The organism is uncultured Microbulbifer sp. (genome assembly GCF_947504145.1).
Lineage (GTDB): Bacteria > Pseudomonadota > Gammaproteobacteria > Pseudomonadales > Cellvibrionaceae > Microbulbifer.
On the sequence record NZ_CANNGQ010000008.1, the window covers coordinates 1 to 22694 of the forward strand.

Consider the following 22694-nt stretch of genomic DNA (forward strand, 5'->3'; position numbering starts at 1 on the left):
TCAGAAGTGAAACGCAGTATCGCCGATGGTAGTGTGGTGTTTCGCCATGTGAGAGTAGGTCATCGTCAGGCTTCTATCCCAAAAGGCCGTACAGGAATCTGTACGGCCTTTTTCTTTGCGTGCGAAAAATCGAACTGTTTAATCGCGCGCTGCGATGCGGGGTTTTCTCTCCGAGATACACAATCCCCAGTGCAAACAATACAAACAAAAAAGCCCTGACCGCTCGCGCGATCAGGGCTTTCATGTTTGGTACCAGAGGCCGGACTCGAACCGGCACACCCGTTAAGGCGGGGGATTTTGAATCCCCTGTGTCTACCAATTTCACCACTCTGGCAGTTTCTCGAACAGATTTTGCTATCTGCCCGGAAAGGACGATGATTATAGCGATGGGCCGATTTGGGTCAACCAGATTTGGCTGAGAGAGTGCTTTCCGTTACTCTTCGCGGCCGATCAATAACCACCTAGACTGAACTCATGCAACGCCAGGATTTCTACTTCGACTTGCCGGAATCACTGATCGCCAAGGCGCCCACTGAAAAGCGTCGTGGCAGCCGCTTGCTGTGTCTGAATGGAGAGACTGGCGAGCTCGCTCACCGGCAGTTTGCCGACCTGCTGGACCTGGTCGAGCCTGGGGATTTGCTGGTTTTCAATGATACTCGCGTCATACCCGCGCGCCTGTTCGCGCAGAAAGCCAGTGGAGGAAAACTTGAAATTTTGATCGAGCGGGTACTCGGTGAACATCGTGCGCTGGCACATATCCGCTCGAGTAAATCCCCCAAGTCGGGCAGCGAAATCCTGTTGGAAGACGGCACCCGGTTAACCATGGTTGCGCGACACGATGCGCTGTTTGAGCTGGAGTTTCCGCAAGAAGGTGCGTTGAGCCTACTGGAGCGGCTTGGTCATATGCCATTGCCGCCGTATATCGATCGGGCCGATACCGAAACTGATAAAGAGCGCTACCAGACCGTTTATAGCCGCAATGCCGGCGCTGTTGCTGCGCCCACTGCAGGCCTCCATTTTGACGATGAAATGATCGAGTCTCTCAGTAGCAAAGGTGTTGATACCGCGTTTGTGACCTTGCACGTAGGTGCGGGGACCTTTCAGCCCGTCCGTGTGGATGATATTCATACCCATAAGATGCACACCGAGATCCTGGATGTGCCAGCCGGTGTCTGTGATGCGGTTGCGGCGTGCAAGGCGCGCGGTGGCCGTGTGATCGCGGTGGGGACAACCAGCGTCCGGGCCCTGGAGAGTGCGGCCGCGTCCGGCACGTTGAAGCCGACCCAGGGTGAAACAGATATCTTCATTTACCCCGGTTACACCTTCAAAGTCGTCGACCGCCTGATCACCAATTTCCATTTGCCGGAATCTACGTTATTGATGCTGGTAAGCGCATTTGCCGGTTACCGCAACACGATGAATGCCTACGCCGCCGCGGTGGAAAACCAATATCGCTTTTTCAGTTACGGCGATGCCATGCTGATCGAGCGTAATCCGGCGGTGGATCCCACGGAAGTGGGCGTCAAATAACCTGAAGTCGCCTGTAATCAACCCGGTTACTACCGGTAGCGCACAGTACGAGGAGATTCTCTTGAGCCGCGCCTGCTTTATGAAGTTTGAATTGGATACCACCGACGGTAAAGCCCGCCGTGGGCGGCTGCATTTCCCGCGCGGCGTGGTGGAAACACCGGCATTTATGCCCGTCGGTACCTACGGCACTGTGAAAGGTATGTTGCCGCGGGATGTAGAGGAAATCGGTGCGCACATCATCCTGGGTAATACGTTCCACCTGATGCTGCGCCCCGGTACCGAGGTGGTCAAAGCGCACGGGGACCTGCACGACTTTATGCAGTGGCAGGGCCCGATTCTGACGGACTCCGGGGGTTTCCAGGTGTTCAGCCTGGGGAAGATGCGCAAAATCAGCGAGGAGGGGGTTTCCTTCAGGTCACCGGTGGATGGCAGCCCGGTATTTGTCGGCCCGGAAGAGTCCATGCAGGTACAGCAGGACCTGGGTTCGGACGTGGTGATGATCTTTGATGAGTGCACTCCTTATCCGGCAACGCCGGATGAGGCGCGCAAGTCTATGGAGCTTTCCCTGCGCTGGGCCAAGCGCTCGAAAGATGCCCATGGCGACAGTCCGTCGGCGCTGTTCGGTATTGTGCAGGGCGGTATGTATCCCGAATTGCGGGATATTTCCCTGACCGGACTGACGGAGATTGGCTTTGACGGTTACGCTATCGGCGGCCTGTCGGTCGGCGAGCCGAAGGAAGAGATGATCAAGGTGCTCGATCATCTTGCGCACCAGATGCCGGAAGATAAGCCCCGCTACCTGATGGGCGTGGGTAAGCCCGAGGACCTGGTGGAAGGTGTACGCCGCGGTGTCGACATGTTTGACTGTGTGATGCCGACGCGAAATGCGCGCAACGGCCACCTGTTTACTTTTGCCGGCGTGGTGAAGATTCGCAATGCCAGGCACCGTCACGATACTGGGCCACTGGAGGAGGGTTGTGACTGCTATACCTGTGAAAATTTCTCTCGCAGTTACCTGCATCATCTGGACAAATGCGGCGAGATACTCGGTGCTCAGCTCAATACTATCCATAACTTACGTCACTACCAGCGCCTGATGCAGTGCCTGCGAGACGCCATTGCGGCAGGGACACTTGAAGAGTACGTAGCGTCTTTCTATAAGGGGTTGGGGCGAGAGGTGCCCGCGCTGGGGTGAACCGGTCGGGTGGCGATTTGTGCCACCTGTCTATCCCCGTATAATCACCCCCCAATTCAACTCCACGCGCCTGTTGGCTTGTAATCACCGGGCTGCGTCCGCATATCGTCAGTTATCGAAAAAAATGTGCCCGTGGAGCGGGCCACTCCAACAATGAGAACAGCATGAATCGCTTCCCCCTCTGGAAATATCTCCTGATCCTGATCATTACCGGGTTGGGGCTGTTGTACGCAGCGCCGAATCTGTATCCCCCCGACCCAGCAGTACAGGTGTCTGGTCAATCCAGCGCGTTACAAATCGATCAAAATGTGCTCAATGAAGTCCAGAAGTCATTGGACGACGCGGGTATCGCCTATTTCGGTGGTGAGGTACAAGACAAGTCGGTGTTGATTCGCCTCAAGTCTATTGAAGAACAGTTGCCGGCCAAGCGCGCCATCCAGGAATCCCTGGGGCACAGCGACTACGTAGTGGCACTGAACCTGGCTCCCACCACGCCGGAGTGGCTACAAAGCATGGGTGCCAGCCCGATGAAGCTGGGTCTCGACCTCGCCGGTGGTGTGCACTTTCTGATGGAAGTGGATACCAACTCCATTGTGAAGACCAACATGGAAGGGTACGTCTCCGACGTGAAGTCCAAGCTGCGTGGTGCCAAAGCCCGTTACCGCAGTGTGGACCTGGAAGACGATCGGGAAATCGTTGCCAAATTTCGCGATGAGGAGCTGCGCAACCTGGGCATGCGTACCCTGCGCAAAGAGTTCCCCACCCTGCAGCTGACAGAAGCGGGCGGTGGCAGCAATCTGGAGATTCGCGCGACCCTCGCCGAGCAGGAAATCAAACAGCTGGAAGACTATGCGGTTACCCAGAACCTCACCACCCTCAGAAACCGGGTGAATGAATTGGGGGTTGCCGAGCCCATCGTACAGCGCCAGGGGCGCAGCCGGATCGTGGTGGAACTGCCTGGGGTACAAGACACCGCCGAAGCCAAGCGCATCATCGGTAAGACCGCAAACCTCGAATACCGTATGGAAGCCAAGTCCGACACGCTGGTAACCAGTAAAGAGTACTTTGAATACCGCGATGAGCAGGAGCGGGCTGCCTACGGTGGTGCCTGGCTGGAACGCAAGATTATCATTTCCGGTGAGCGGGTGACCGATGCCCGGGTTGGTTACGACGAGAGTGGCTTCCCGCAGGTGAATATCACCCTGGATTCCCGCGGTGGCGAGATGATGCACCGCGCTACCTGGAAGAATGTCGGGCGCCGCATGGGCACCCTGTTCGTTGAGAGCCGCTTTACGCCTGAAAAGCAGATGGATGCGGAAGGCAACGAAATCATCGTCCAGAAACGTACCGACGATAAGAAGATCATTAGCCTGGCGACGGTACAGAGCCCGCTGGGCCGCCAGTTCCGCACCACAGGTCTGGGTAGCCCGGCAGAGGCTCAGGAGCTGGCACTGCTGCTTCGCTCCGGTGCCCTGGCGGCACCCATGTACTTTGTGGAAGAGCGGGTGATCGGCCCGTCTCTCGGTGCTGACAATATTGATGTTGGTGTGACGTCCGTGCAGATCGGCCTGCTGGCAGTGGTTATCTGTATGCTGCTCTTCTACCGGGTATTCGGCCTTGCGGCGAATATTGCACTGGCGGTTAACCTGGTTCTGCTGGTGGCGGTGATGTCCATTCTCGGTGCCACTCTGACACTGCCAGGTATTGCCGGTATGGTGTTGACCATCGGTATGGCGGTGGATGCCAATGTGTTGATCTTCTCGCGAATACGGGAGGAGTTGCGCAACGGGTTACCCCCTCAGTCTGCGATTAACGCCGGCTTCGACAATGCCTACAGTGCAATTGTCGATGCCAACATTACTACCCTGATTGTTGCCGTGATTCTGTATGCCATCGGCTCTGGCCCGGTACAGGGGTTCGCGGTGACGCTGTCCATCGGCATTCTCACCTCCATGTTCAGCGCCATCATGGGCACGCGGGCATTGATCAATTTGTTCTACGGCGGCCGCCGTGTTCAGAAACTGTGGATTTAAGGGGACGGTGATGAGCAATACCAAAGAAGAAAACGGAAAAATCACCGAGTACATGGGCAAGCGCGTGTACGATTTCATGCGCTGGCGCAAACTGGCCGCGGTGGTTTCGCTACTGTTAGTAGTCGCTTCCATTGTGGCTCTGGGAATGAATGGCCTGAAGTTGGGCCTCGATTTCACCGGCGGTACGCAGATCGAAGTGGGTTACGAGAATGCGCCGAAAATCGAAGATGTGCGTAGTCAGTTGGAACAGGCCGGGTTTGAAGGCGCTGCGGTGGTTCGCTTTGGTTCAGACAGCGAATTGTTGATCAAGCTGCCTCCGGAAGTTGCGGAAAAGCAGACCCAGCAGAACGCCCGCGACGCGGAAGCGACTGACTCGATTGGTGACAAGGTTGTCGGCGCGCTGCGCCAGCACTCCGATGGCCAAATCGACCTGCGCCGTGTGGAAATGGTCGGTCCGCAGATCGGTGAAGAGCTGCGCGACGACGGCGGTCTGGGGATGCTGTTCGCACTGGCGGTGGTGATGGCTTACGTGGCCCTGCGCTTCCAGTACAAGTTTGCGGTGGGTGCCGTGGTGGCGTTGATTCACGATGTGATTATCGTGCTCGGTTTTTTCGCGGTTTTTCGCCTGGATTTCGACCTTACGGTACTGGCAGCAGTACTGGCGGTGATCGGTTACTCGATCAACGATACTATCGTGGTGTACGACCGGGTGCGGGAGAATTTTCGTAAGGTGCGACAAGCCGATCCCGCTGAAGTGATCAATATTTCCATGAGCCAGACGCTGAGCCGGACTTTCATGACCTCATTTACCACCTTGCTGGTACTCTGGGCACTGCAGTTCTTCGGTGGCGAGCTGATTCACAACTTCTCGCTGGCGCTGATCGTCGGTGTGGTTATCGGTACCTTCTCGTCCGTTTATGTGGCTGCCAATATCCTGATGGCTATGAATACCACTAAAGAAGACCTGATGCCGCCGGTGAAAGAAGGCGCGGAACTGGATGAAATGCCCTGACGCGGTGTTTCAGACAGGCATAAAAAAGGCGGGAATCTTCCCGCCTTTTTTGTGCCTGTCTGATTCGTGCCCTGCCGATAGCGGCCGGTTTCCGGCGCAAATGCCTGTTGCAGAGCGGCAGTCGCCAAATGGCTGGCGTGTCTGTGCGCTGGGCAATTCTGGGGCGGAAGACGTTCAGGCGCGGGGCTTTTTCCCGAGGGTGATGTGCTTGGGGCCGGAGGTGTTGGTCTGACCGCTGACACCTTTGGGTACCTGCTCGATTTCCCCGCCACTGGCGAGAAAGGCCTGAATCTGGGATTCGATCGCTTCGCGTGACTCGGTTGATACCGTTTCCTTGCCGCGTTTGCTCGCGCTGGATGCCTTTTTAGCCACTATTCTGTCCACTTTTATACATGAACGGTAGATATTACCGCAAGTTGTGCAAAAAATCACCCGGTATCGATCAGAGCTTTGGCGGAGAGGGCAAAGCGCGGTTTATACGAGCGCAAGAGGGCAGCCTGCAGGCGTTGAGGTAAAGGGGGGGTGTCGAAAAGGCAAGGCAATTCAATCGGTTAGCTGGCACTCAGGGGGGGATAGCAAAGCGGCCTCCACAGGAGAGGCCGCTGTTCATTTTTCCACTGATGGTTGCTCGTCAGGGGCAGCTGCCCAGTGACCAACTGGTTCCATCTGTGCTGTGCAGGGTGTTCAGCCCCCAGGTCGAGCCCGGCATGGGCGTATCGGTTCCCTGGGCAAAATAGTCCGGTGCCATGGCGTTACCGGTGCTGTACGCCCGTCCCGCGGTCTTCTGGTAGTAGTTGTAGGTAGCGTGCTCGGTACAGCTTTCTCCGCCGCTACTGGAACCTGAGCCGGATCCCCCAGAGCTGGAGCTCGAACTGGAGCTGCCGCCACTGCTGCCGCTCCCACTCCCACTCCCACCTCCGCTGCCGCCAGAGCAACTCACCTGCGGGCCTGTACAGGAAGCGTCATCATCTTGCCACAGGCACTGGCCGCCACCTGCCGAGACTTCATTCAGACGAAACGCCGCGGTGCTGTATTCCAGGTAGCAGTTGGCGTAGTTGGTGTAGTCCAGACGGCCGGCAGAGATATGCTGGTCCAGGGTGGCTGTGACACCGGCATCGGCAACAAAGGCGACTGTTTCAGTGCTGGAGAGGTCTGTCAGATCGGTAGCGGTTACCGTGGCACTCCCGGCACCACCGGGAAGGTTGCACTGCTCTGCGGAAAACGCAGTGCCCACAACCGAGGCGGGAACAGTGCCGTTGCTGAAGGCAACTTCCACTGTATCCAGATCCTGGTTCTGATCGACCACGGTACCGGTTACGCTGACACATTGGCCGTTCGCCTGAGCGCTCACCCCGCTCAGTTCCGGTGCGGCGGGCGGGGGTTCTGGGCCCACACGCTGGGTTTCGGTATAGGCCTCGCCCGCAGCGCCTTCATTGTCGGTGGCGGTTACGGTGACGGCATAAAGTCCATCGGCGAGGCTGGGGCTAGTCAGGGTAAAAAAACCACTGGCGTCGGTGCCTCCGCTCACCGAGTCTGTCGTACTGCCTGAAAATTCAGCGGTGACACTCTGCACGCTACCTTCAATGTCCGTGGCCGTGCCACTTACCAAAATCTGACTGCCGCTGGTGCTCACGGTAATATTGCTGAGCTCTGGGCCGCTATTGCGGTCTACCCGTTTGTTGTGCTCGATAAAGTAGTCGCCGAGGTAGCGGGCGTAGTTGACCCCCGCACCGCTGACATAGCTACCGCTGGCGCCCTGGCCACCAGACCAGGAGTGGTCCACACCGTTGAGCCACAACATGGAAACACGCCCGTCCTGCCACAGGGTTTCGGTAGCGGTGCGGCTGCCCTCGCTAAAGGTATTGGTGCCCGGTAACTCATCTACGTTGTACACCCCCGCCATCCCTTCCGCGTTCTGGGTGTTGTAGCAGTCGTCCACGGTCGTATCGCTGGTGCCGTGGGCGATGGACGCAATCTGAGTATCAAAATTGCTGGCGTAACTGCCGGCATAACTATTACACCGGCTGGTGACATTGGCGGTTTCGCAGCTGCCAATAGCGCCGTTGGAGCTGGTGCCGATACTCGGGCCGGCGCTGATGCCCATGCCCGCAAACACATCTGGGGCAATACACGCGGTGGTGTTGGCGAATGCGGCACCGGAGGAGAGGCCAGATATATAGACCTGGTCCGGGTCGATGCCGCGGTTGGCATCGCCACTCATCGTGTTGGCCAGGGTGATCAGGTTTTTGTAGTCGCCTGAGGTCCGGGACTTGGCGCCCTGCCAGTAGGACCAGCAGCTGAACCCCGCTTTATTCATGGCGTCGGGTACTGCGATCACCATGCCGTATTCCTCTGCTGCCGCTTCGAGGTTGGCGGTCAGGTAGGCATCGATGGATTGGGTGCAGCCGTGCAATACCACCAGCAGGGACTTGCCGTCGCCGATTGGAGAGCTGCTGTCGGGGGTATAAATATGGACTTTGTTGAAACCGCCGATGGACACGTTCTGTTGCCAGCTGCCGGCATGGGAGTGGGTTGCGCCAACTGCGAGTAGCGCGCTCAGGCTTGCGCCCAAGAGCTTGCTTGTCGAGGTCTTGATCATCGCTTTCACCGTTATTTTTATAAGAAGCGACCTCAGCCTAGCGAGGTGCTTGAACGGTGGGTATGCGACTAAGGTAGTAGGCAGTTGTTGGAGAAAAGGCGGGTGGGCACTGGCAAGGCTAGGGGCTGTTGTCGTCCGGTGCCTGTTCCAGCTCCGCGGAGGCCGGGACGCTCAGTGGCCAGCCGCCCAAGTCGCGCCAGCGATTCACGATGCCGCAGAACAGCTCGGCGGTTTTCTCCGCGTCGTATTCGGCGGAATGGGCGGCGTTGTTATCAAACGCGATGCCGGCAGTCTGGCAGGCCTTGGCGAGCACCGTCTGGCCATAGGCCAGGCCCGCCAGTGTGGCGGTATCCATACAGGAGAAGGGGTGGAAGGGGTTGCGTTTGAGTCCGCAGCGTTCCACGGCGGCATTGATAAAGCCGAGATCGAAGTGGGCGTTGTGCGCCACCATGATCGCGCGGGTACAACTGTGGGATTTGATCGCGCTGCGGATCTTGCGGAACATCTCCGGCAGCGCGATTTCTTCCGGCCAGGCATCGCGATCCGGGGATTCCAGGTCAACACCGATAAAATCCAGTGCCGTCTGCTCGATATTCGCGCCTTCAAAGGGCTCGATATGAAAACTGTGGGTCTCGTCCGCAAACAGGGTGCCGTCTTCATCCATGTTCAGGATGACCGCGGACACCTCCAGCAGAGCGTCGGTACGGGCGTTAAAGCCGGCCGTCTCGAGGTCCAGCACCACGGGGAGGAAGCCGCGGAATCGTTGAGCCAGTAGGCTTTTGGGGCCGGAGGGCGCTTCTGCTGGGTTCACGGAATATCCTGCTATCTGCGTATCGGTATTTGATCGGTAAAGGCAATGTTCGGGCTTGGCCCGGTATCACGCAAGGCGCCAGTTCAGGGTTTCTCCCGCGGCCAGCGGAATCAGCGAGTCGGCTCCCATGGGCAGACCTGAGGGCAGCGTCCAGGGATCGCGGATCAGGGTAATGGTACCGGTGTTGCGTGGCAGGCCGTAAAAATCCGGGCCAAATTCGCTGGCAAACCCTTCTAGTTGCTCTAGTTTGCCCGCCTGCTCGAAGGCCTCGGCATAGAGCTCGATGGCGCTGAATGCGGTGTAGCACCCGGCACAGCCACAGGCAGCTTCTTTTTTGCCCTGGATATGGGGTGCGGAGTCCGTGCCCAGGAAGAATTTCGGGCTGCCGCTGGTGGCCGCCTCAATCAGGGCGGTCTGGTGTGAGCTGCGCTTGAGAATCGGCAGGCAGTAGTAGTGAGGGCGGATGCCGCCCACCAGCATATGGTTGCGATTGTACAGCAGGTGATGGGCGGTGATGGTGGCGGCAACGCCCTCTCGCGCCTGGGAAACGAACTCTACCGCATGCGCCGTGGTGATATGTTCGAGTACGATTTTGAGTGTCGGGAAATCATCCACGACGGGGCCCAGGATATTTTCGATAAACACGCGCTCGCGGTCGAAAATGTCGATATCACTGGAGGTTACTTCACCGTGCAGGAGTAGCTTCATGCCACAGGACTGCATGGCTTCCAGCGCCGGGTAAATATTGGCGATGTCGGTCACACCGGAATCCGAGTTTGTGGTGGCACCCGCCGGATACAGTTTGGCGGCGACAACGCCAGCCGCGTGGGCCTGCTGAACGACTTCCGCGGTGGTGTTATCGGTCAGATAGATCACCATCAGGGGGGTGAAGTCACCGCCCTCGGGAACCTCTGATTCGATGCGCCCTTTGTAGGCGAGGGCATCTTCGGCGTTGACCACCGGTGGCACCAGGTTGGGCATGATGATGGCGCGTCGGAACTGTTTGGCGGCATCGCCCACGGTGCGAGCTAGCGCTGTTCCGTCGCGTAAATGAATGTGCCAGTCGTCAGGTGCGCGCAGGGTTATTTGCTGCTTGGAGTCCACCGAATATCTCCTCCCGGATTGATCGCGGCGCCGATGCTACCCGAAGCGCCAATAAAATGCGAAAACTGCGGTGAATGCCTCATCGTTCGCCAGTTTGAATATAAAGTAGTCAGAGTCTGCTGGTTGCTTTTTGAGCGATATCTCGACTCGTTTTCTGGTGCTAGTCGTAGACGTTTCTAGACGCTACAATCGCGCCCCGAAAAAAGGCGGCCTACCCGCAGTTCCTGGGCACACATCCAAAAATAACTCCCCCAGACCGAAATTTTCACAGGTGCACCGTCCTGGTACGGCGGCAGTGTATCTGTAGTGACGGCACTGCCCGCGCATGCGGGCCTACTATACAGAGGATAGTAATGAGCAAGATCGATAAAGTGGTATTGGCGTATTCCGGTGGACTCGATACTTCGGTAATCGTGCGCTGGCTGCAGGATACCTACGGTTGCGAGGTCGTCACTTTCACCGCCGATATCGGCCAGGGCGAAGAGGTAGAGCCTGCGCGCGCCAAGGCAGAGGCCCTGGGTGTAAAAGAAATCTACATTGACGATCTGCGCGAAGAGTTCGTGCGCGATTTCGTATTCCCGATGTTCCGCGCCAACACTATTTACGAAGGGGAGTACCTGCTGGGTACCTCCATCGCCCGCCCGCTGATCGCCAAGCGCCTGATCGAGATTGCCAATGAGACCGGCGCCGATGCCATTTCGCACGGTGCGACCGGCAAAGGTAATGATCAGGTGCGCTTCGAACTGGGCGCTTATGCACTGAAGCCGGGTATTCAAGTGATTGCTCCCTGGCGTGAGTGGGACCTGAACTCCCGCGAAAAGCTGATGGAGTACTGCGAGCAGCACAAGATCCCGGTGGACTTCTCCAACAAAAAGAAAAAGTCCCCTTACTCCATGGACGCCAATCTGTTGCACATCTCCTACGAAGGCGGTGTGCTGGAAGAGCCCTGGGCGGAGGCCGAGGACGATATGTGGCGCTGGAGTGTCAGCCCGGAAGCGGCGCCGGACAAGGCCACTTACATCACGCTGGAGTACCAGAATGGCGACCCGGTTGCCATTGATGGCGAGCGCATGAGCCCCGCGACTCTGCTGGAAAAACTGAACAAGCTGGGTGGCGCCAACGGTATCGGCCGTCTCGACATTGTCGAGAACCGCTACGTCGGCATGAAATCCCGCGGCTGTTACGAAACGCCGGGGGGCACCATCCTGATGAAAGCGCACCGGGCGATCGAATCCATCACCCTGGATCGCGAAGTGGCACACCTGAAAGACGAGCTGATGCCACGCTACGCGAAACTGATTTACAACGGCTACTGGTGGTCCCCAGAGCGCGAAATGCTGCAGGCGGCGATCGATCAGTCCCAGTCTGTGGTGAACGGCGAAGTACGTCTGAAGCTATACAAAGGCAGCGTATCTGCCGTCGGTCGTCGCTCTGAAGATAGTCTGTTCGATGAAAAAATCGCCACCTTCGAAGACGATGCGGGCGCATACGATCAGAAAGATGCCGAAGGCTTTATCAAACTGAATGCGCTGCGCCTGCGGATTGCCGCAGGGAAAGGCAGAGACTTGATCTAAATCAGGCAGAAGTGGCGATTCAAGCGTTTAAATCGTCGCTTCTGTGCCCTCCCGGTCTACCGTGAGAGGTACAGCCGCTAATGTATTGGCGGACTCTCTCACGCGTGACGGAAACGAATCTTAAAAAGCAACGGAAGTTACACAATGACGACAACGGTGGCAGAGGCCGGCAAGTTGCCGGACTATGACTACAACATCGTGCGCCAGTTCACCATCATGTCGGTGGTCTGGGGCATTGTTGGAATGGGCGTCGGCGTTCTTATCGCCGCACAGCTGGCCTGGCCGGCGCTGAATGATCTCTGGCAGCCGTTTACGCACTTCGGTCGTCTGCGTCCGCTGCACACCAACGCGGTGATTTTTGCGTTTGGTGGCAGCGTGCTGTTTGCGACCTCCTACTACGTGGTGCAGCGCACCTGCCAGACGCGCCTGTGGGGCGGCTGGCTGATCCCGTTCACCTTCTGGGGTTGGCAGGTTGTGATTCTGGCGGCGGCGATCACGTTGCCGTTGGGCATCACGTCGACCAAAGAATACGCCGAGCTGGAATGGCCGATCGATATCCTGATCGCGCTGGTGTGGATTGCTTACGCGATCGTCTTCTTCGGCACCATTGCCAAGCGCCGCACTTCCCATATCTATGTAGCCAACTGGTTCTTCGGTGCCTACATCATCACTATTGCGGTGCTGCACATCGTCAATAACCTGGCGATTCCGGTCTCCGCGTGGAAGTCGTACTCGGCCTATGCGGGTACAACCGATGCGATGATCCAGTGGTGGTACGGCCACAACGCGGTAGGCTTCTTCCTGACCGCCGCCTTCCTCGGCATCATGTATTACTTCGTTCCCAAGCAGGCGGGCCGCCCGGTGTATTCCTACCAGCTGTCCATCGTGCACTTCTGGGCGCTGATCTCCATTTACGTCTGGGCTGGTGGCCACCACCTGCATTACTCCGCACTGCCGGACTGGACTCAGAGCCTGGCGATGATCATGTCCATCATCCTGCTGGCGCCCTCCTGGGGTGGCATGATCAACGGCATCATGACCCTGTCCGGTGCCTGGCATAAGCTGCGCACCGACCCGACACTGCGCTTCCTGGTGGTATCTCTGTCGTTCTACGGTATGTCCACATTTGAAGGGCCGATGATGTCCATCAAAACCGTGAACGCGCTTTCTCACAACACCGACTGGACCGTTGGTCACGTGCACGCAGGTGCGCTGGGCTGGGTAGCAATGATTTCCATCGGTGCCCTGTACCACCTGGTGCCGGTACTGTGGAATCGCAAAGAGATGTACAGCGTCAAGCTCATCAATGCGCATTTCTGGCTCGCCACTGTTGGTACCGTGCTGTACATCGCCGCAATGTGGGTGAACGGTATTACCCAGGGTCTGATGTGGCGCGCGTTCAATGCGGACGGCACTCTGACTTACAGCTTCGTAGAGAGCGTGATTGCCAGCCACCCGGGCTACATCGTCCGCTGGCTCGGTGGTGCTTTCTTCCTCACCGGGATGTTCCTGATGGCGTACAACGTGTTCCGCACCGTCACCGACGAGCCGAGGGAAGACGAAGTGCGTCACGACGAAAATCTGCCGATCGCGAAGAATGCTTAAGGGGAAACGATCGTGAAGAATCATGACATCGTAGAAAAGAATATCGGCCTGATGATCGTACTGGTGGTCGTTGCAATCAGCTTTGGCGGCCTGGTGGAAATCGTTCCGCAGTTCTTTATCAAGGACAACAAGGTGCCGATTGCAGGTCTCAAGCCGCTCGGCGCGATCGAGCTGGAAGGCCGCGATATTTATATCCGCGAAGGCTGCCACGTGTGCCACACCCAGATGGTGCGCCCGCTGCGTGCGGAAGTAGAGCGTTACGGTCATTACTCCATGGCCCAGGAGCACGTGTATGAGCACCCCTTCCTGTGGGGCTCCAAACGTACTGGCCCGGATCTGGCCCGTGTGGGTGGCCGCTATTCCGACGAGTGGCACCGTGCGCACCTGTACGATCCGCGCAACGTGGTGCCGGAATCCATCATGCCGTCTTACCCCTGGTTGTTTGACAACGTGATTACCGGTGAGCACACCGCAGCCAAGATGCGTGCCATGCGCGTGGTGGGCGTGCCCTACACCGATGAAGATATCGCTAATGCCAGCAAGCCGTTTATCGGTGGCCGTGTCACCGAAATTGATGCTCTGGTCGCTTATTTGCAGCAGCTGGGCACGCTTGTTCAGCAGAAACGTTAAAGGCAGGGCACAGTTTGGATATCGACATTTTGCGGCAGGTTGGCGTGGTGCTTGGCTCCCTTGCCTTTCTGGCAATCTGCTGGTGGGCCTTTTCGCCAAAGCACAAAAAGCGCTTTGAGGAAGACGCCAATTTGCCATTTGCCGACGAGCAGGAAACTTCTGACAAGGCCGCTCGCGAGAGCGAAACCAGTACCGGCAACGATGCCGATGAGAAACAGGAACAGGGGCAGGACAAATGAGTGCATTTTGGAGTGGCTGGGTAATTGTGCTCACCCTTATCAACCTTGTATTGGTGACGTGGGTTCTTTTTGCCAACCGTAAAGTGGCGGTGGACGATCAGGACGATCCGGAAAACCGCACCACCGGCCACATTTACGATGGCATTGAGGAATACGACAACCCACTGCCCAAGTGGTGGTTTTTACTGTTTATTCTGACTCTGGTGTTTTCCGCTGTTTATCTGGTGATTTATCCGGGTATGGGTAATTTCAAAGGTATTGCCGGCTGGACATCCGTGGGTGCACTGAAGGCGGATCAGGCCAAAGCACAGGCGGAATTCAAGGAGTCTTTCGGTCAGTATGTGGATATGCCGATCGAGAAAATCGCCGAGAGCCGCGAAGCGCTGAAAATGGGCGCGCGGATTTTCGCCAACAACTGCGCTGTGTGTCACGGTGCGGATGGCGGCGGCAACTACGGCTTCCCCAATTTGACCGATAGCGACTGGCTGTACGGTGGTACTCCGGAAAAAATTCTGGAGACCCTGCACAATGGTCGCCAGGGCCTGATGCCGCCCCAGGGGCCGGTCGTCGGTGAGGCCGGTGTGAAAAATGTGACTGAGTATGTGCTGGCGCTCAGCGGCCAGGAGCACGATGCCGCCATGGCTGAGAAGGGCAAACAGGTGTTTGGTACCGTTTGTATGGCCTGTCACGGCACTGACGGCAAAGGCTCTATAGCACTGGGCGCGCCCAACCTGACGGACGATATCTGGCTCTACGGCGGTAGCCGCGAGGAGATTCAGCACACCGTACGCGGTGGCCGCAGCAACAATATGCCGTCGCAGAAAGATAAGTTGCGCGAAGACAAGATCCGTCTGGTTGCCGCTTATGTCTACAGCCTGTCGCGTCAGGAAGATGTGCAGCAGTAACGTTTATCGGCGCAATACCATCTGCGCCGAATGAGGGAGTGGGCGGCGGCTTTTTGCCGCCGCCCAATTCGCCGGGAAGGGCACCGCAGGGAAGAATAACAAGCCTCATTGCAACGACTGCAGTATCCATCCCGATTCACGTCGGGTGAGTGAGGTTTTGTGAGCGATAGAATACCTACCCGTGAAGAGCAGGAAGGCGATGGCGAAGTCCGCTATCGCATGCTCTATGAGTCTGACGACAAGGTGTACATTCGCCATATCCGCGGCGTGTTCACCCGTATCCGCAAATACACCGGTTTGCCACTTCTGCTGGCCTTCTTCTTTATCCCCTGGCTGAACATTGATGGGCACCAGGCTGTGCACTTCGATCTCCCTGCGCGCCAGTTTCATATCTTCTGGACAACCTTTGGTCCCCAGGATGGTTTTCTGCTGGCGTGGCTGCTGATCATTTCTGCCTTTGCCCTGTTTGCCATTACCACCTGGCTCGGTCGTGTCTGGTGCGGTTTTACCTGCCCGCAGACCGTGTGGACGCTAATGTTCATCTGGGCGGAGCGGGTGTGTGAGGGGGATCGCAGCAAGCGGATGAAGCTGGATGCGGCGCCCTGGGGCGTTGAGAAAGTGCTACGCAAGGGTGGCACCCACACCATCTGGTTGATCATCTCTCTGGCGACGGCACTGGCTTTTGTCGGGTATTTTTATGGTATCCGCGATCTTGTGGTCGACCTCGCCACGTTTACCGCCCATCCCCAGGGCGCTTTCTGGGTTGCCTTCTTTGCCTTTGCCACCTATTTCAATGCCGGGTTTATGCGCGAGCAGGTGTGCAAGTACATGTGCCCTTATGCACGCTTTCAGTCGGTGATGTACGACAAAGACACCATCGCCGTGCATTACGATGCGCGACGGGGTGAGGCGCGGGGCCCACGTAAGAAAAATATCGATTACAAATCCCAGGGTTTGGGCGACTGTATCGATTGCTACTGGTGCGTGCAGGTGTGTCCGGTGGATATCGATATCCGCGATGGCATGCAGTACGAGTGCATCAACTGCGGCTTGTGCGTGGATGCCTGCAACAGTGTGATGGACAAGATGGAGTATCCGCAGGGGCTGATCCGGTTTACGTCTGAGGATGAGCTGGAGACTGGGAAGACTCAGTATGTGCGGCCGCGGTTGATTGGCTACGGGTTGGTACTGCTGTTGATGTTCGGCCTGTTTGCCCAGCAGGTGTTGACCCGCTCTCCGGTACAGGCCGAAGTGCAGCGGGATCGCGGTGCGCGTATGTACCGGATCTCCCAGGGCATGGTGCAGAACGTGTATACGGTCAAAATCAACAATATGGACCAGAAGCCCCACCAGTTTAGCGTTCGCGTTGAAGGCAAGCCCGGCTACGACTACGCCCTGCGCATGCAGCGGGGCATTCAGTTGCGCCCGGGCGAGATATACTCTGTCCCCATCCGGGTGAGTGTGCCCAAAGCGCAGCTCAAGGATTACAAGCACGATATCGTGATCGTGATCCAGGCCAAGGATGCGCCAGAACTCGAAGACCGTCACAAGACGGTGTTTATCGGCCCCAAATAAATGGTTGAACAGTCAGTGACACAAAGCGTTGAAAAAGAAGTGCCGGGCGTCTGGTATCGCGAGCCCTGGTTCTGGGTGGTGATGGCGCCACTGGTGGTGGTGGTGATCGTCTCACTGACCATGGTGTCGATCGCCGTGCGTTATGGAGACGACGTGGTGAGCGACACCTATTACAAGGATAGCCGCATGTACCACTACAGTGCCGAGCAGGATGAGCGTGCCCGGGCGCTGGGGCTGGCGGGCATGCTACTGTTTTCTCCGCAGAACAAAACCGTGACCTTCGATCTGCGCGGCGATATCGAGTATCCGGAACAGTTGCTGTTGACCCTCAGTCACCCGGTGGAAGCGGATCTTGACGAGCACATCGTACTTGAGCAGATCTCCATCGGTCGCTATCGCGGCCAGGTAGAGGCACCACTGCAACATCGCTGGTACCTGCTGTTGATGCCGGAGCTGGATCCCGAGCAGTTTCGCGACGCCATCTGGCGTCTTAAGGGCGAGATCAACTTCAATCTAGGCAATGGAGTGCCCCTGAAGCCGATCGAGCAGTGAGCCCATGACAGACCCGCTCACACTTTCGTCGCGATCTCCCAGTGCCGCCACATCCGGGGCGGAAGTCGCGGACTGCTACCATTGCGGCCTGCCGGTTGCGCCCGGTAGCCAGTATTCCGTGTCGATTGATGGCGCGCGCCGGCCCATGTGCTGTCCGGGCTGTGAAGCCGTGGCGGGGGCCATTGTTGCCGGTGGGCTGGATAACTTCTATCGCTTCCGTGAGCAAAACAGTGAGCGCCCGGATTCGGACGCGCCGAATGACCGCTGGAGTGCTTATGATCTGCCGGAAGTGCAGGGTGAATTCGTTCGTGAATACTCGGAAGCCGGCGCCACGGCCGAGCCCGGGTCGCCGCTGCGTGTGGCGAGCCTGCTGGTCAGCGGTATTACCTGTGCAGCCTGTGTCTGGCTGATCGAAAAGCACCTCGCGCGCCTGCCCGGGGTGGAGCGGGTATCGGTCAACGCCAGTACCCACCGCGCGCAGATTGTGTTCGATCCCGAGCTGCTGCCAGTCAGTCTTCTATTTTCTTCCCTGTCTTCCATTGGTTATCGCCCGTCGCCGGCTACCGCCGCGAATAGTGAGCGCCTGATCCTGCAGGAGCGCCGCGCCTCCATGCGTCGCCTCGGCGTTGCCGGGCTTGGCACCATGCAGGTGATGATGTTTGCCGTCGCCCTCTATTTCGGTGACAGCAAGGGCATCGACAGCCAGTTCGAGCAGTTTTTCCGCTGGGTTTCTCTCGTAGTGGCCACGCCAGTGGTGTGTTATGCGGCGCAGCCTTTTTTTGCGGCCGCCTGGCGGGCGCTGCGCAGTGGGCAGCTGGTGATGGACGTGCCGGTTTCGCTCGCCATCGGTCTGGCCTACGCAGCCAGCGTCTACGCCACGGTATTTGAAACCGGCGAGGTCTACTTTGAATCGGTTTCCATGTTCACCTTCTTCCTGCTACTGGGGCGCTCGGTGGAGATGCGCGCGCGTCATCGCGCGGGGCTGGCCAGCGGTGGGTTGGCGCAGCTGTTGCCGCTGGCCGCGCTGCGTTTCACCGATGAATCAGCTGCTCCCGAGTCGGTGCCAGTAACGGCGCTGGCGGTGGGCGACCGGATACTGCTGCGGCCCGGAGATACGGTACCCGCCGACGGCATCGTGACCGATGGCGCCAGCGGCGTGGATGAATCAATACTCACCGGTGAGTCTGCCCTGCAGCAGAAGGCGCAAGGGAGTCCGGTGTTTGCCGGTAGCGTGAACGGTGATTCCTCACTGACCGTGCGTGTCAGCGCGGCCGGGGGCAGCACACGCCTGTCGGCCATCGAGAAGCTGGTCGAGCAGGCCCAGCTAGACAAGCCCTCTCAAGTCGCGCTGGCGGACCGGATTGCGGGGCGGTTTATTGCCGCAGTCTTGTGTATCGCGGTAGCGGCTTTCGTATTCTGGTGGCAACAGGCGCCGGATCGAGCGTTCTGGATCGCCCTTTCCGTGTTGGTGGTCACCTGTCCCTGTGCGCTGTCGCTTGCGACACCCGCCGCGCTGGCAGCGGCTACTTTGCGTCTGCAGCAGCTGGGGTTGCTGGTGGCGCGGGGGCATGTATTGGAAACCCTGCCCAGGCTAACCCGGGCGATCTTCGACAAAACCGGCACGCTGACGGAAGGCGAGCCTCGCTTGCGGTCCATTCGTATATTGCGCGATCGTTTTGATGAAGCCGAAGTGCGGGATATCGCCGCGGCACTGGAGAGTTACACCAATCACCCGCTGGCGCGTGCGTTTCGCCCCTGGTCCGGCAACCGTGCCGCGCGGGACCTGCATTCAGTCACCGGACGCGGTGTGTCCGGAGTCTGCGGGGAGGTGGCCTATCGGCTCGGGCGCCCGGACTTTGTTGGCGAACTGGCGGATGCCGCTCCGGTGCCTGAAACACCGCAAGAGCAGGGGCAGTGGCTGTTGCTGGGCGATACCGCGGGCCCCATTGCCTGGCTGTGCCTGGGGGATGAGGTGCGGCCGACGGCGGCGGAATCGATTGCCGAGTTGCAACAGCAGGGGTTGGGCACCGAGCTGCTGAGCGGCGATCAGTCCGCGGAAGTGCCGCGGCTGGCTGAGGCTACCGGAATCGGCGAGTTTCGCGGTGGTGTGGCGCCGGAGCAGAAACTGGCCCACCTGCGCGCGCTGCAATCGGAAGGGCAGCGACTGTTGATGGTGGGCGACGGTATCAACGACGTGCCGGTGCTGTCGGGAGCGGATGTGTCCGTTGCCATGATGTCGGCGGCGGACCTGGCGCAGTCTCGCGCTGACGCAATTCTGCTGCAGGGGGACTTGCGGGCATTGCCGCGGGCCTTTGCATTGGCCCGCAAGTGCCGCACAATTATTCGTCAGAATCTGGCCTGGGCGATTCTCTACAACGTGCTGGCTTTGCCGCTCGCCTTTTTGGGGATGGTGCCGCCCTGGGCGGCGGCCATTGGCATGTCCCTGAGCTCGTTGCTGGTGGTGGCCAACGCCCTGCGCCTGTCCCGTTGGCAGTATTCTGCCGGTTAATTTGACGTACGTTTCCCGAGGTTGTCGTGGACAGTATTTTCCTGCTGGTTCCCATCGTTATTTTTTTCGTTGCCTGCGCGGTAAAACTGTTCTTCTGGGCGGTCAACAGCGGCCAGTACGACGATCTTGAGACCGAAGGGCGCCGCATCCTGTTTGACGACGAGCCCCGCGCTCGGTCGCAACCCCCGGCTCCAGGTGAGGCTGATGCGCCGGAGGCAGGGCAGCAAGTCCGCAAAAAAACCGATGATTCCGCGGAGCATCACTGATGCCGGATTTGGGAATGCTTGACTGGAGTACCTTGGGTGCAGCGCTGGCCATCGGGTTTTTTGGCAGTAGCCACTGCATCGGAATGTGCGGGGGAATTTCCGGTGCTCTGGGCCTTGCGGTGCCCGGACAGAAGCCTGCCTGGCCGCGACTGATCGGCTATTCCACCGGCCGTGTGGCCAGCTACTCGCTGATGGGTTTGCTGGTGGGGGTTCTGGGCGCCTATTTGGCTACGGATATCGCCAGCGGGCTGGCACCGCTGCGGATTATTGCGGGGCTGATGCTGATTGCCATGGCGCTCTACCTGGCCGACTGGTGGCGGGGGCTGGTCTGGCTCGAGCGCGGTGGGGCCGTGTTGTGGCGAGCTATTCAGCCATTGTCGCGCAAATTGCTGCCGGTCAACTCGACGCCTCAGGCTATCGCACTCGGTGCATTGTGGGGGTGGCTGCCCTGTGGGCTGGTATACAGCGCGCTGGCCTTTGCCCTGGCACAGGGCAGCGGCGCACAGGCTGCGCTTGCCATGCTCGCCTTTGGTCTCGGCACGGTGCCTGCGGTACTGGCCACCGGCGCTGCCGCGGCGCGGTTGCGTACACTGGTTCAGAAGCCCGGGGTACGCCTCGCTATGGCGCTGCTCGTGTTTACTTTTGGCGTGTGGACGCTGTGGGGGGCTGCAGGGCATGGAGGGCATGAGGGGCATGGGTCACACGATGCTCACCAGCATCACTCTCCCCAGAAGGAGCCGATGGCGGGCGCGGAAGCGTCACATACAGAAGCTGTGGATGCCGATGAGGAAGCGGCGCACTCTTCTCATAACCATCGTCACCACGACAATCATCAGGATCATCATAGGTCTGACGCGCATGATGCAGGCTCCGATGACGAAGAACCCGGCGCCGGGACTGCCGACTGATTCCCGTCCCGCAGGCCGCTGGCGGTTATGCCGTGGAAGCCGGGAGCCGATGGGGGTAAACTGGCGGAATTCTGACCTTTGGTCTGGCCACTTCCCTGTTATTGGCGAGCGCCCTGGCGCATGGAGGTCTGTGGCGGGCTGTAAGTCGTGTAGTGCTCATGTAGTACCCAGTTGGATTCAGCATGAAAAAAATAAAAAGCAGATCGGCCAAGGCGAACAGCGCCGGCCAGCAAAACCCCAGCTCCGGACGTCAAAAGGCTGAGGCTCAAGTGCCCACAGATGGTGTCGGCTGCCCCGAGGCCCCCACCAGTGTGTGGATTAATGTGTTTGCCCTGGCGGTGTCTCTGGCGGCGGTGGTGTGGCTGCGGGAGTACGGCCAGGATCTGACCGTGAGAACCCAGTCTCTGGTGATCGTGGCCGTCGCCCTGGCGCTGCCGATCATTGTGCTGGAATGGCTGTTTCTCAAACCCTACCGCAATCCTTCTGCGGGGCTCGATTTCCGCCGCAAAAATCACAGTCTGCGCCGCACTGCAGTGAAGCTGCTGGGCTTTTACCTGGCGGTGGGGTCCGTGGGCTTTGTGTACTGGTTGTTCCCGGAATATCACGGCTCCTTCTACGACAACTATTTCTCTGTAGTGCGCGCGGTATTGCCCTGGTGGATGCTGCTGGCGGTGCCCTATTTTTACCTTCTCGACGGTGCCATGGCCGAGCCCAAAGACAGCTACTGGCAGCTGGGCAGTTGGGTTCTGGGTAATCGCAAGGGTGTTTCCGGCAAGGCGGTGGGGCAGCTATATCTCGGTTGGCTGGTGAAGTTGTTCTTCCTGCCGCTGATGTTCGTCTACATGGGCAACAACCTGAACACACTGCTGAATTTTGAGTTCGAGCGTCTGTTCGGCAGCTTCAAAGCGGTGTTCGATTTCACCTTCAACTTCCTGTTTTACATTGACCTGCTGTTCGTGACCGTCGGTTATGTGTGCACCCTGCGCCTGTTTGATTCCCATATCCGCACCGCGGAACCCAGCTTTCTCGGCTGGGGGGTGGCCCTGATCGGCTACCAGCCATTCTGGAGCCTGTTCTCCGGCACCTACCTGAAATACGACGACGCGCCAGCCTGGGGCTTCTGGTTCTGGGATACGCCGATGATGTACGGCATCTGGGGCACAGGTATCCTGTTGCTGATCGCGATTTATGTATGGGCGAGTATCCCCTTCGGTATCCGTTTCTCTAATCTGACCCACCGGGGCATTCTCACCAACGGTCCGTACCGCTTTACCAAGCACCCGGCGTATATCAGCAAGAATATTTCCTGGTGGATGATCTCCATGCCATTTATGGTCAGCGCCAGTGGGCCCGAAGCTCTGCGGCACTCGCTGCTGCTGTTGCTGGTGAACTTCATTTATTTCATGCGCGCGCGCACTGAAGAGCGCCATCTGTCCTGGGACCCAACCTATGTGGCTTACGCGCGTTACATCGAACAGCGCGGCACCTTTGCTTTCCTCGGGCGGTGGTTACCTGTGCTGCGCTTCGGTCATGGCCGGTTGTTCAATTCTGGCGACAACACGCCAGCGGAACCTCTGATTTCGGGGTTGAAAGGCGGTCAAGCCCAGGCCGAACCGGCGTGAGTGGGACGTTGTCCGCGTTCATTGC

20 protein-coding genes and 1 tRNA gene are annotated in these 22694 nt (G+C 58.5%); 16 read left to right on the plus strand and 5 right to left on the minus strand.

The features are described from left to right. Positions 1-219 (plus strand): hypothetical protein (locus Q1A74_RS18000; protein ID WP_299599590.1); only part of this gene is annotated, 219 nt, incomplete at its 5' end. 28 nt (positions 220-247) lie between these two features. Here Q1A74_RS18000 and Q1A74_RS18005 read toward each other — a convergent pair. After that, positions 248-334, minus strand: a tRNA-Leu gene (locus Q1A74_RS18005). A gap of 140 nt (positions 335-474) precedes the next feature. Between Q1A74_RS18005 and queA the strand changes: the two genes are divergently transcribed. The 4 genes from queA (at position 475) to secF (ending at position 5770) form a co-directional block, all read left to right on the plus strand. Then, positions 475-1530: a tRNA preQ1(34) S-adenosylmethionine ribosyltransferase-isomerase QueA gene (gene queA, locus Q1A74_RS18010; protein WP_299599592.1), complete on the plus strand. Its 1056-nt coding sequence runs from the start codon at positions 475-477 to the stop codon at positions 1528-1530. Between the two features lie 61 nt (positions 1531-1591). Beyond that, the gene (tgt, locus tag Q1A74_RS18015; RefSeq protein ID WP_367275432.1) at positions 1592-2725 is read left to right on the plus strand and encodes a tRNA guanosine(34) transglycosylase Tgt; all 1134 of its coding nucleotides are present in this window, start codon (positions 1592-1594) and stop codon (positions 2723-2725) included. A gap of 164 nt (positions 2726-2889) precedes the next feature. After that, positions 2890-4758, plus strand: coding sequence for a protein translocase subunit SecD (gene secD / locus Q1A74_RS18020; RefSeq protein WP_299599594.1), 1869 nt, complete (start codon positions 2890-2892; stop codon positions 4756-4758). Positions 4759-4768: 10 nt separating this feature from the next. Next, positions 4769-5770 (plus strand): protein translocase subunit SecF, encoded by a 1002-nt coding sequence (gene secF, locus Q1A74_RS18025; protein ID WP_299599596.1) that lies wholly within the window; start codon positions 4769-4771, stop codon positions 5768-5770. A gap of 174 nt (positions 5771-5944) precedes the next feature. Here secF and Q1A74_RS18030 read toward each other — a convergent pair whose 3' ends face one another. The 4 genes from Q1A74_RS18030 to pyrC form a co-directional block, all read right to left on the minus strand. Beyond that, positions 5945-6142, minus strand: coding sequence for a hypothetical protein (locus Q1A74_RS18030; RefSeq protein ID WP_299599599.1), 198 nt, complete (start codon positions 6140-6142; stop codon positions 5945-5947). A gap of 259 nt (positions 6143-6401) precedes the next feature. Next, positions 6402-8369 (minus strand): PHB depolymerase family esterase, encoded by a 1968-nt coding sequence (locus Q1A74_RS18035; protein WP_299599601.1) that lies wholly within the window; start codon positions 8367-8369, stop codon positions 6402-6404. A 118-nt stretch (positions 8370-8487) separates the two neighbouring features. Then, positions 8488-9180 carry a ribonuclease T gene (rnt, locus tag Q1A74_RS18040; protein WP_299599603.1) on the minus strand — a complete coding sequence of 231 codons (693 nt, stop codon included), beginning with the start codon at positions 9178-9180 and terminating at the stop codon, positions 8488-8490. Positions 9181-9246: 66 nt separating this feature from the next. Continuing rightward, positions 9247-10284, minus strand: a complete 1038-nt coding sequence (gene pyrC, locus Q1A74_RS18045; RefSeq protein WP_299599605.1) for a dihydroorotase — start codon at positions 10282-10284, stop codon at positions 9247-9249. Between the two features lie 353 nt (positions 10285-10637). On the opposite strand from pyrC, the gene Q1A74_RS18050 reads away from it, so the two are divergent. From Q1A74_RS18050 to Q1A74_RS18100, 11 genes are all read left to right on the plus strand, one after another. Further along, positions 10638-11858 (plus strand): argininosuccinate synthase, encoded by a 1221-nt coding sequence (locus Q1A74_RS18050; RefSeq protein WP_299599607.1) that lies wholly within the window; start codon positions 10638-10640, stop codon positions 11856-11858. Between the two features lie 144 nt (positions 11859-12002). Next, positions 12003-13463 carry a cytochrome-c oxidase, cbb3-type subunit I gene (gene ccoN / locus Q1A74_RS18055; RefSeq protein ID WP_299599609.1) on the plus strand — a complete coding sequence of 487 codons (1461 nt, stop codon included), beginning with the start codon at positions 12003-12005 and terminating at the stop codon, positions 13461-13463. Positions 13464-13475: 12 nt separating this feature from the next. Next, a complete protein-coding gene (gene ccoO, locus Q1A74_RS18060) occupies positions 13476-14093 on the plus strand; it encodes a cytochrome-c oxidase, cbb3-type subunit II (RefSeq protein ID WP_299599611.1) in 618 nt (205 codons plus the stop codon). Positions 14094-14107: 14 nt separating this feature from the next. Next, positions 14108-14332 carry a cbb3-type cytochrome c oxidase subunit 3 gene (locus Q1A74_RS18065; protein ID WP_299599613.1) on the plus strand — a complete coding sequence of 75 codons (225 nt, stop codon included), beginning with the start codon at positions 14108-14110 and terminating at the stop codon, positions 14330-14332. Further along, positions 14329-15237 (plus strand): cytochrome-c oxidase, cbb3-type subunit III, encoded by a 909-nt coding sequence (gene ccoP / locus Q1A74_RS18070; protein WP_299599615.1) that lies wholly within the window; start codon positions 14329-14331, stop codon positions 15235-15237. Before Q1A74_RS18065 ends, ccoP begins: the two co-directional genes overlap by 4 nt. A gap of 159 nt (positions 15238-15396) precedes the next feature. Then, positions 15397-16812, plus strand: a complete 1416-nt coding sequence (gene ccoG, locus Q1A74_RS18075; protein WP_299599617.1) for a cytochrome c oxidase accessory protein CcoG — start codon at positions 15397-15399, stop codon at positions 16810-16812. A 15-nt stretch (positions 16813-16827) separates the two neighbouring features. Continuing rightward, positions 16828-17364 (plus strand): FixH family protein, encoded by a 537-nt coding sequence (locus Q1A74_RS18080; protein ID WP_299599619.1) that lies wholly within the window; start codon positions 16828-16830, stop codon positions 17362-17364. 4 nt (positions 17365-17368) lie between these two features. Beyond that, a complete protein-coding gene (locus Q1A74_RS18085) occupies positions 17369-19873 on the plus strand; it encodes a heavy metal translocating P-type ATPase (RefSeq protein WP_299599621.1) in 2505 nt (834 codons plus the stop codon). A gap of 26 nt (positions 19874-19899) precedes the next feature. Further along, positions 19900-20139 (plus strand): cbb3-type cytochrome oxidase assembly protein CcoS, encoded by a 240-nt coding sequence (ccoS, locus tag Q1A74_RS18090; RefSeq protein WP_299599630.1) that lies wholly within the window; start codon positions 19900-19902, stop codon positions 20137-20139. 14 nt (positions 20140-20153) lie between these two features. Next, entirely contained in the window at positions 20154-21047 is an 894-nt protein-coding gene (locus tag Q1A74_RS18095; protein ID WP_299599632.1) for a sulfite exporter TauE/SafE family protein, read from the plus strand. Between the two features lie 182 nt (positions 21048-21229). Further along, on the plus strand, positions 21230-22669 hold the full coding sequence (locus Q1A74_RS18100; protein ID WP_299599634.1) for an isoprenylcysteine carboxylmethyltransferase family protein: 1440 nt from the start codon (positions 21230-21232) through the stop codon (positions 22667-22669). Positions 22670-22694 lie beyond the last annotated feature (25 nt).

What these genes read in the sequence shown, in the direction of transcription:
- queA (WP_299599592.1), top strand. Translation starts at nt 475, where the DNA reads ATGCAACGCCAGGATTTCTACTTCGACTTGCCGGAATCACTGATCGCC.
- secD (WP_299599594.1), top strand. Translation starts at nt 2,890, where the DNA reads ATGAATCGCTTCCCCCTCTGGAAATATCTCCTGATCCTGATCATTACC.
- secF (WP_299599596.1), top strand. Translation starts at nt 4,769, where the DNA reads ATGAGCAATACCAAAGAAGAAAACGGAAAAATCACCGAGTACATGGGC.
- Q1A74_RS18035 (WP_299599601.1), bottom strand. Translation starts at nt 8,369, where the DNA reads ATGATCAAGACCTCGACAAGCAAGCTCTTGGGCGCAAGCCTGAGCGCG.
- Q1A74_RS18050 (WP_299599607.1), top strand. Translation starts at nt 10,638, where the DNA reads ATGAGCAAGATCGATAAAGTGGTATTGGCGTATTCCGGTGGACTCGAT.
- ccoN (WP_299599609.1), top strand. Translation starts at nt 12,003, where the DNA reads ATGACGACAACGGTGGCAGAGGCCGGCAAGTTGCCGGACTATGACTAC.
- ccoP (WP_299599615.1), top strand. Translation starts at nt 14,329, where the DNA reads ATGAGTGCATTTTGGAGTGGCTGGGTAATTGTGCTCACCCTTATCAAC.
- Q1A74_RS18085 (WP_299599621.1), top strand. Translation starts at nt 17,369, where the DNA reads ATGACAGACCCGCTCACACTTTCGTCGCGATCTCCCAGTGCCGCCACA.
- Q1A74_RS18095 (WP_299599632.1), top strand. Translation starts at nt 20,154, where the DNA reads ATGCTTGACTGGAGTACCTTGGGTGCAGCGCTGGCCATCGGGTTTTTT.
- Q1A74_RS18100 (WP_299599634.1), top strand. Translation starts at nt 21,230, where the DNA reads ATGAAAAAAATAAAAAGCAGATCGGCCAAGGCGAACAGCGCCGGCCAG.